Below are 7,619 nucleotides of genomic sequence, written 5' to 3'. Positions count from 1 at the left end.
GTCCGCCGCGGCGGAACTCCGACGGGTGAGCCGTCCCCTCCAGTGCCGGCTCACCCGGTCGCGGCGACGGTCGCCCGCCCCGGCGTCGCGTTCGCTCCCCCGGGCCCGCTCGGCTGACTCCCGCACCCGCCGGGTCAGCAGCGACGTCTCGTCCGACCCGACCACCAGGCGCAGCGGTGCGCACGCCGCCGCGTCGAAGTACCCGACCGCGAGTGCGGCCGCGTCGGGACGCTGGGCCGGGTCGCTCGCCATCGCCCGCACGGTCCACTCGAGGAACGCCGCGGGCAACCCGGGCTCGAGCTGCGCCAACGGCCGCCGCAGTGCGGCCGGCTCAGGCGGCGCACCGGTGACGCACCACCAAGCAAGCGCCCCCACGGCATACACGTCGGAGGCGGCGGTCGGCACCGCCCCGTCCGCGACCTCCGGGGCGACGAAGCCCTCGGTGCCGAAGACCTCACCCGGCGTCTCCCCCAGCAGCGACGCCACACCCACGTCGGCCAGCAGCGGCCTGCCATTGAGCTCGAGCAGGACGTTGCCCGGAGAGACGTCCCCGTGGACCACACCGAGCCCGTGCAACCCGGCGAGCGCCCTGGCCACCGGAGCAAGCACCGTCACGGCCTCGCCCACGCTCAGGTGTCCCCGCGCCCCCACCGCCCGCGCCAGCGAACCCCCTCGGGCCAGGTCGAGCACGATCGCCACGGCTGGCGGGTCGGTGTCGAGCCCCACCGACTCCCGGAAGCCCACCACCCCCTCGACCGTCGTGGTGGCCAGCACGGACAGCTCGCGGGCCACGCGGTCGGCGTCGTCGTCGCCGCGCACGCTGACCACCTTGACGGCCACCCGAGCGCCGTCCTCGACCCTCGTCGCGGACCACACGCGGCCCGCAGCCCCCTGCCCGAGGAGCTCGCCCAGGTCGTAGCCCGGCACACGCGGCACCCGATGGTCCGAACCCCGCTCCACCCCCCTGTTCACTCCCCCGTCCATCCACCCGTCCATCCCCCCACTATCGCCGGATCCGCGAGGTCGCCCCGGCCGTTGTCCACAGGCCCGCGGGGGCGGGGCACGCCGAGCCCCTAGGGTCTGGGGATGCCTGCAGACAAGCCCACGATCCTCGCCACCTCGGGTGGCTACCGCTTCGGCACCCGCGTCCGACTCGAGTTCGACGCCCTGGTCCACCACGCCGTCGAGCTGTCCGGCGCCAGCGGCCGGGCACCGCGCATCACCCACCTCGGCACGGCCTCGGGAGACCAGCGGTACTTCGGCGACTGGATACACGACGCGGCGCGCGTGGCCGGGTTCGACCTCACCAACCTGCACCTGTTCCCCATGCCCAGCCTCGACGACGTCGAGGGACACCTGCTCGACCAGGACGTCGTCTGGGTCAACGGCGGCTCGGTGGCCAACCTGCTGGCCGTGTGGCGCGTCCACGAGCTCGACGCGGTCTTCCGCCGGGTCTGGGAGGCCGGGGTGGTCCTGGCCGGCGTCTCCGCGGGCTCGATCTGCTGGTACACCGGTGGGACCACCGACTCCTTCGGCCCGGAGCTGCGCGCGGTCACCGACAGCCTGGGCTTCCTGCCCTACGGCAACGGCGTGCACTACGACTCCGAGGCGCGTCGCCGCCCCCTGGTCCACCAGCTCGTTGCCGACGGCACCCTGCCCACGACCCACTGCACCGACGACGGGGTGGGCCTGGTCTACCGCGGCACCGAGCTGGTCGAGGCGGTGAGCGAGGTGGACGGCAAGGGGGCGTTCGTCGTCTCGCGCTCTGGCGACGGTGCGGTCGAGGAGCGTCTCGAACCGCGCCGCCTCAAGAGCCCCTGACGGGTCGGCGTACGCTGGCGGGCATGCGTTTCGAGCACGTCGGCTTCGCCCCGGACCTCGTCGACTACCAAGCCGGGTGGGACCACCAGCGCGAGGTCCACGCCGGGGTCGTCGAGGGCGGTGAGGACACCGTCCTGCTGCTCGAGCACGCCGCGGTCTACACGGCCGGCAAGCGCACCGAGGAGCACCAGCGCCCCAAGGACGGCACGCCCGTCGTCGACGTCGACCGGGGCGGCCTGATCACCTGGCACGGCCCCGGCCAGCTCGTCGGCTACCCCATCGTCCGGTTGCACGGTGTCCCCATCGACGTGGTCGCGCACGTCCGCCGCCTCGAGGAGGTCATGATCCGGGTCTGCCGCGACTTCGGTGTCGAGACCCACCGGGTCGACGGTCGCTCCGGCGTGTGGGTCCTGGCCGACGACCGCGGGCCCGACCGCAAGCTGGGCGCCATCGGGGTGCGGGTCAGCCGGCAGGTCACCATGCACGGCTTCGCGCTCAACTGCGACGCCGACCTGTCGTGGGCCGACAACATCGTCGCCTGCGGCATCGATGACGCCGGGGTCAGCTCGATCAGCCGCGAGGCCGGCCGGGTGGTCACCGTCCAGGACGTGCTCCCGTATGCCGAGAAGCACCTCGGCGACGTCCTCACCCCGAGCGCGTGACGGCTCCGGCCGACCCGGGGGCGAGCGGTCCAGCGTCCCCCACGGCACCCGCGGGGGCAGTGGTGAGCGAGCCGGAAGAGCAGCCCACGACTGCGCCACGGGGGCGGCGCATCGTGCAGCTCGTGATCTCGTGCGCGGTCCTGGGCGTCGGGGTCGCCTTCCTGCTCGACGCGGCACTCGGCTCGGACGGCTACTCGACCCTGATCTCGGGGCTGACGAAGGCCTCGGGCCTGCCCTTCGTCGTGGTCAACGTGGGTGTTGGCATCCTGCTCATCGCGCTGGCCTGGGCTCGCGGCACGCGTCCCGGCCTCGGAACCGTCCTCCAGACGGTCGTCGTCGGCGGCACAGTCAGCGCCGTGGGGCCGCTGCTGCCCACCCCGCTGACGCTCGGATCCCGGTTCGTCGAGCTCGCCGTGGCCTTCGTGCTGCTCTCCCTGGGTGTGGCCGGCTACCTCGCCTCGCACCTCGGGGCCGGACCGGCGGAGGCTGCAGCGATCTCCTTCGACCCTCCCCTGCCGTTCAAGTGGAGCTACACGGTGCTCCAGGCGATCGGTGCCCTGGCCGGCTGGGCGTTCGGTGCCGCCGTGGGGCCGGGCACCCTGCTCGTGTCGCTGTGTGTCGGGCCGACGGTGGACCTGCTCACCCGGGTGCTGTTCCACAGCCGCAGGGTCAGCGCCTGAGGGCGAGGAATACCACCGGGACGACAGGCGTAGTCTTGATGGACGCCCGGTGACCTCCGGGCGCACCCGTGCCCCGCGGCATACCGACCGCTGGCGGCGCACCGAACGGAAGGCAAGGGAGTCTTCGTGACCATCGCACCCGAGGGCCGTCGCCTGCTCCGCGTCGAGGCGCGCAACGCCGAGACGCCGATCGAGCGCAAGCCGGAGTGGATCCGCACCACCGCGAAGATGGGCCCGGAGTACACCAAGCTCCACTCGATGGTGAAGACCGAGGGGTTGCACACGGTCTGCCAGGAGGCCGGCTGCCCCAACATCTTCGAGTGCTGGGAGGACCGCGAGGCGACCTTCCTCATCGGTGGCGACATCTGCACGCGCCGGTGCGACTTCTGCGACATCGCGACGGGCAAGCCCCTGGCGATGGACCTCGACGAGCCGCGCCGGGTGGCCGAGTCGGTGGCCCAGATGGGGCTGCGCTACTCCACGGTGACCGGCGTCGCCCGTGACGACCAGCCCGACGGCGCCGCCTGGCTCTACGCCGAGACCATCCGCCAGATCCACGCCGCGAACCCCAACACCGGTGTCGAGATCCTCCCCCCGGACTTCGGGGCCAAGCCCGAGCTCGTCGGCCAGGTCTTCGACGCGCGTCCCGAGGTCTTCGCGCACAACCTCGAGACCGTGCCGCGGATCTTCAAGCAGATCCGGCCCGCCTTCACCTACGACAAGTCGCTGCGGGTGCTGTCCATGGCCCGCGAGGCGGAGCTGGTCACCAAGTCCAACCTCATCCTCGGCATGGGCGAGCAGGACCACGAGGTCGAGCAGGCCATCCGCGACCTGCACGACGCGGGCTGCGACATCCTCACGATCACCCAGTACCTCCGTCCCTCCAAGCTGCACCACCCGATCGACCGGTGGGTCAAGCCCGAGGAGTTCGTGCACTGGAGCGACGTCGCCCAGGACATGGGCTTCAAGGGCGTCATGGCCGGCCCCCTCGTCAGGTCGTCCTACCGCGCCGGCCGCCTCTGGGCGACCGCCATGAGGAAGTGGGACCGCGAGATCCCCGCGCACCTGCAGCACCTCGCCGACGCCGCGGGTGACCCGGCCCGCCAGGAGGCGGCCTCCCTCGTCGCCGCCGCCGAGGCCAAGGCAGCCACGGCCTGAGCGCCCGCTCGCGCCCGGTATCGTTGACGACTATGGCCCGCAAGCAAGAGCAGCAGTCCGACACGCCCAAGAAGCCGGGCCGGTTGGCCCAGGTGCGGCAGGTGTTCACCGCCGCCCGCAAGGTCGATCCCACGATCCCCTGGTGGATGCTCCTCGCGTTCGTCGCGGTGGTGGCGGTCGGCGCGGGCATCGGTGTGCTCGTCGGCCACTGGAAGTACGCGCTGTTCCTCAGCATCCCCCTCGGGTTGCTCGCCGCCACGCTCGTGCTCAGCCGTCGGGCCGAGCGCGCGGCCTACCGCTCGCTCGAGGGCCAGCCCGGTGCCGCCGGCGCCGCGCTCGGCGGTCTGCGACGGGGCTGGTTCTACGACCAGTCGCCGGTCGCCGTGGACGGGGCGCGGGGCACGCGGCCCGAGGACATCATGGGCGCGGCGTTCGTCTACCGCGCGCTGGGCCGTCCCGGCATCGTGCTCATCGGTGAGGGCCCCGACGCCCGCCGCACCAAGCTGCTCGCCACCGAGCGCAAGAAGGTCGAGCGCGTCGCCCCCGGCGTGCCCGTGACCATGGTCGTCGTCGGCGACGCCGAGGGTCAGGTGCCGGTCCGCAAGGTCTCCAACAAGCTGACCCGGATGAAGCCGGTCCTCACCAAGGAAGAGGTCTCGGCCGTCAACAAGCGCCTGAAGTCACTCGGCGGCGTCCGTCCCCCCATCCCGGCGGGCATGGACCCGATGCGCACCCGCGTCGACCGCAAGGCGATGCGCGGCCGCTGACGCCGACCTGGCGCGCACGCCGACGCTCGCCCCCGTCCCGCGCACCCAGGTCCCGCCGGCTACGCCGGTCCTCGGCGCCCTCGCGAGGGCTCAGTCGAGAGCGGCGAGCACGGCGTCGACGAAGCGCTCGTGCGAGCCCGGCGACATCCGCAGGAACAGGTCGGGCTCGACCAGCTCGAGCTCCATCAGGGTCGGCTGCCCGTCGACGTCGATGCAGTCGACCCGCGCATAGACCAGCCGGTCAGGCGCCAGGGCCATCGCGGACCGCGCGAGGTCGATCTCGGCCTCGCGGGGTTCGTGGGGCTCCTCGAGGCCTCCGTGCATCGCCTGCACGCGGTAGTCCCCGGCCTTCGGGACCTTGCGCACCGCGTGGGACAGCTCGCCCCCGAAGAAGAACATCGAGACCTCGCCCTGCTCCACGCCTGCGGCGTACGGCTGCACGATCGTGTCGCCGGACTCCACGAGCCGGCTGACGTGCTCCGCCGCGCGGGCGTCGCCACTGTGGGTCTTCAGCGCCAGCCGCGCCCCTCCGTCGACCGCCGGCTTGATGACGACCTCGTCCCAGCCCGTCGCGCGCAGTCGCTCGGCTGCGTCCGCGCTGCCTCTCGGCAGCGTCAGGCTGGGCAGGACCCGCACGCCTCGAGCTCGGAGCTCGGCCAGGTAACCCTTGTGGGCGTTCCACCGGATCACGCTGGGGCTGTTGATGATTCGCGAATCGCGCTCGACGCGGTCCACCCAGTCGAGGAACTCCTCGAGCCGGTCGAAGTAGTCCCAGGTCGAACGCACGACGACGAGGTCGAAAGGCGCCCAGTCACGGTCCTCGTGCCACACGACCACCTCGGCCTCGTGACCGCGACGGCGCAGCTCCTCGGCGATCATCGGCGGCTCGGGGTCGACGTACGACGGGTCGGACCAGGTGGCGATGGCGAAGCGGCTCACGGCCCGAGTTTTGCAGGCCAGCGTCCGGCGTCCACCCATGGGTGCCCCCGATCCGAGCGCGCGGACGGCACTTGCGCTCGCGCCATACGCGATATAACGTGAAAGGCAGACGCGATATAGCGCGAACGGACGAGCTGGAAGGACGAACCCATGAGCGAGGAATGGTCGATCGACACCCCCCGGGTGCTCGACATCGGTGGCGACGGCGAGCAGGTGCGCGAGCTGAGCGTGGCGCTCGTCGGCGGCCGGGTCGACGTGGTGACCCACACCGACTCCCCCACCGCCCGTGTCGAGGTCGCCGCCGTCGAGGGTATGCCGCTCAAGGTCACCTGGGACGGCTCGAAGCTCAAGATCACCCACGGCGTCGACAGCACGTCCATCCTCGACAAGGTCCGGCGGGCGTTCGACGGGCTCGACCGCAACCGCGCGTCCATCAGCGTCTCGATCCCCGAGGACGCCAAGGTCTCGGTCAGCACCGTGAGTGCCCAGGGTCTGTTGGCCGGACTGCGGTCCGGGGCGAGGGCCAACACGGTCTCAGGCTCCCTGACCCTCGACGACATCGCCGGGCCGGTGGACATCAACACCGTGAGCGGCGACGTCGAGTGCGGCGACATCCGGGGCGCGATCAAGGTCAACTCGGTCTCGGGGGCCGTCACCGCCCAGCGCAGCGACGTCCCTGAGGTGAGCATCAAGACGGTCAGTGGCGACGTCACCCTCGACCTCCTCAACAGCGCCGCCCTCATCAGGTCGAACTCGGTCTCCGGCGACATCACGGTGCGGGCGCCCCACGGGGGCTACGACGTCAAGGCCAACACCGCCTCGGGGCAGGTCGTGATCGACGGCCGGACCATCGACAAGCACTCCCGCGGGGGTGGCAACCGCCTCACCGACGGGGACGGCAGCCTCCAGCTGAACGCCAACGCGGTGTCCGGCAACGTCGTCGTCCTCAAGGCAGCGTCCGCATGAGCCCCGTCTTCGCGCACGGCCAGCTGCGCCTGTACCTGCTGGCGCTGCTGGCCGACGGACCCCGGCACGGCTACGAGGTGATCCAGGACCTCGAGCAGCGGTTCAACGGCCTGTACTCCCCCAGCGCCGGCACGGTCTACCCGCGGCTGGCCAAGCTCGAGGAGGAGGGCCTCGTCGAGCGCGCCGAGGAGGGCCGCAAGGCGGTCTACCGGATCACCGACGCAGGGCGGGCGGAGGTTGCGGCCCGTCAGGACGACCTGTCGAGCCTGCAGTCAGACCTCGACCTGTCCGTGCGCGAGCTGGCCGAACAGGTCCGCTCCCGCGTCCGTGGCCAGACCAGCGACCTGCGTGCCGAGCTGCGGGCGGCCGCCCAGGAGGCTCGTCGCAACGCGACCCCCGTCGGCGGCTCGTGGGAGGGTCCGCACGGCAGCGACCCGAGGGGCCTGCGCGACCTCGAGCAGGCCGTCCACGAGCTGCGCTCGGAGGCCCGGAGCGCGTGGAAGAAGCACGGGCTCACCGCAGAGCAGAGCCACGAGATCGTCGACATCCTCAGCCAGGCGTCCGCGCAGATCCGGGACGTCATCGCGCGTCGGTGACAGTGGTGATCGCGCGTCGGTGACAGTGGT

At 72.1% G+C, this 7,619-nt stretch carries 9 protein-coding genes; 7 read left to right on the top strand and 2 right to left on the bottom strand.

Annotation, left to right across the window (positions count from 1 at the left end; translation table 11 throughout):
- Positions 1–936 (bottom strand): serine/threonine-protein kinase (locus AC1DV7_RS14970; protein ID WP_477597933.1); only part of this gene is annotated, 936 nt, incomplete at its 3' end.
- 150 nt (positions 937–1,086) lie between these two features.
- Between AC1DV7_RS14970 and AC1DV7_RS14965 the strand changes: the two genes are divergently transcribed.
- The 5 genes from AC1DV7_RS14965 (at position 1,087) to AC1DV7_RS14945 (ending at position 5,088) form a co-directional block, all read left to right on the top strand.
- Positions 1,087–1,821, top strand: a complete 735-nt coding sequence (locus AC1DV7_RS14965) for a Type 1 glutamine amidotransferase-like domain-containing protein (protein ID WP_477597932.1) — start codon at positions 1,087–1,089, stop codon at positions 1,819–1,821.
- Between the two features lie 23 nt (positions 1,822–1,844).
- Entirely contained in the window at positions 1,845–2,483 is a 639-nt protein-coding gene (lipB, locus tag AC1DV7_RS14960) for a lipoyl(octanoyl) transferase LipB (RefSeq protein ID WP_477597931.1), read from the top strand.
- Positions 2,484–2,545: 62 nt separating this feature from the next.
- Positions 2,546–3,163: a YczE/YyaS/YitT family protein gene (locus AC1DV7_RS14955; RefSeq protein WP_477597930.1), complete on the top strand. Its 618-nt coding sequence runs from the start codon at positions 2,546–2,548 to the stop codon at positions 3,161–3,163.
- Positions 3,164–3,289: 126 nt separating this feature from the next.
- A complete protein-coding gene (gene lipA, locus AC1DV7_RS14950) occupies positions 3,290–4,321 on the top strand; it encodes a lipoyl synthase (RefSeq protein WP_477597929.1) in 1,032 nt (343 codons plus the stop codon).
- Between the two features lie 32 nt (positions 4,322–4,353).
- Positions 4,354–5,088, top strand: coding sequence for a DUF4191 domain-containing protein (locus tag AC1DV7_RS14945; protein WP_477597928.1), 735 nt, complete (start codon positions 4,354–4,356; stop codon positions 5,086–5,088).
- Between the two features lie 90 nt (positions 5,089–5,178).
- Here the strand turns inward: AC1DV7_RS14945 and AC1DV7_RS14940 are convergent, their stop codons facing one another.
- On the bottom strand, positions 5,179–6,027 hold the full coding sequence (locus tag AC1DV7_RS14940) for an ATP-grasp domain-containing protein (protein WP_477597927.1): 849 nt from the start codon (positions 6,025–6,027) through the stop codon (positions 5,179–5,181).
- A 150-nt stretch (positions 6,028–6,177) separates the two neighbouring features.
- On the opposite strand from AC1DV7_RS14940, the gene AC1DV7_RS14935 reads away from it, so the two are divergent.
- Together AC1DV7_RS14935 and AC1DV7_RS14930 are read left to right on the top strand one after the other, a co-directional pair.
- Positions 6,178–6,993, top strand: a complete 816-nt coding sequence (locus AC1DV7_RS14935) for a DUF4097 family beta strand repeat-containing protein (RefSeq protein WP_477597926.1) — start codon at positions 6,178–6,180, stop codon at positions 6,991–6,993.
- Positions 6,990–7,589, top strand: a complete 600-nt coding sequence (locus AC1DV7_RS14930; RefSeq protein WP_477597925.1) for a PadR family transcriptional regulator — start codon at positions 6,990–6,992, stop codon at positions 7,587–7,589. Before AC1DV7_RS14935 ends, AC1DV7_RS14930 begins: the two co-directional genes overlap by 4 nt.
- The last annotated feature ends 30 nt before the right edge of the window (positions 7,590–7,619 follow it).

Source organism: Pedococcus sp. P2_E4, assembly GCF_056403935.1.
The sequence above is the reverse complement of the archived record's forward strand: the minus strand, read 5'-3'. Positions and strand labels throughout refer to the sequence as shown.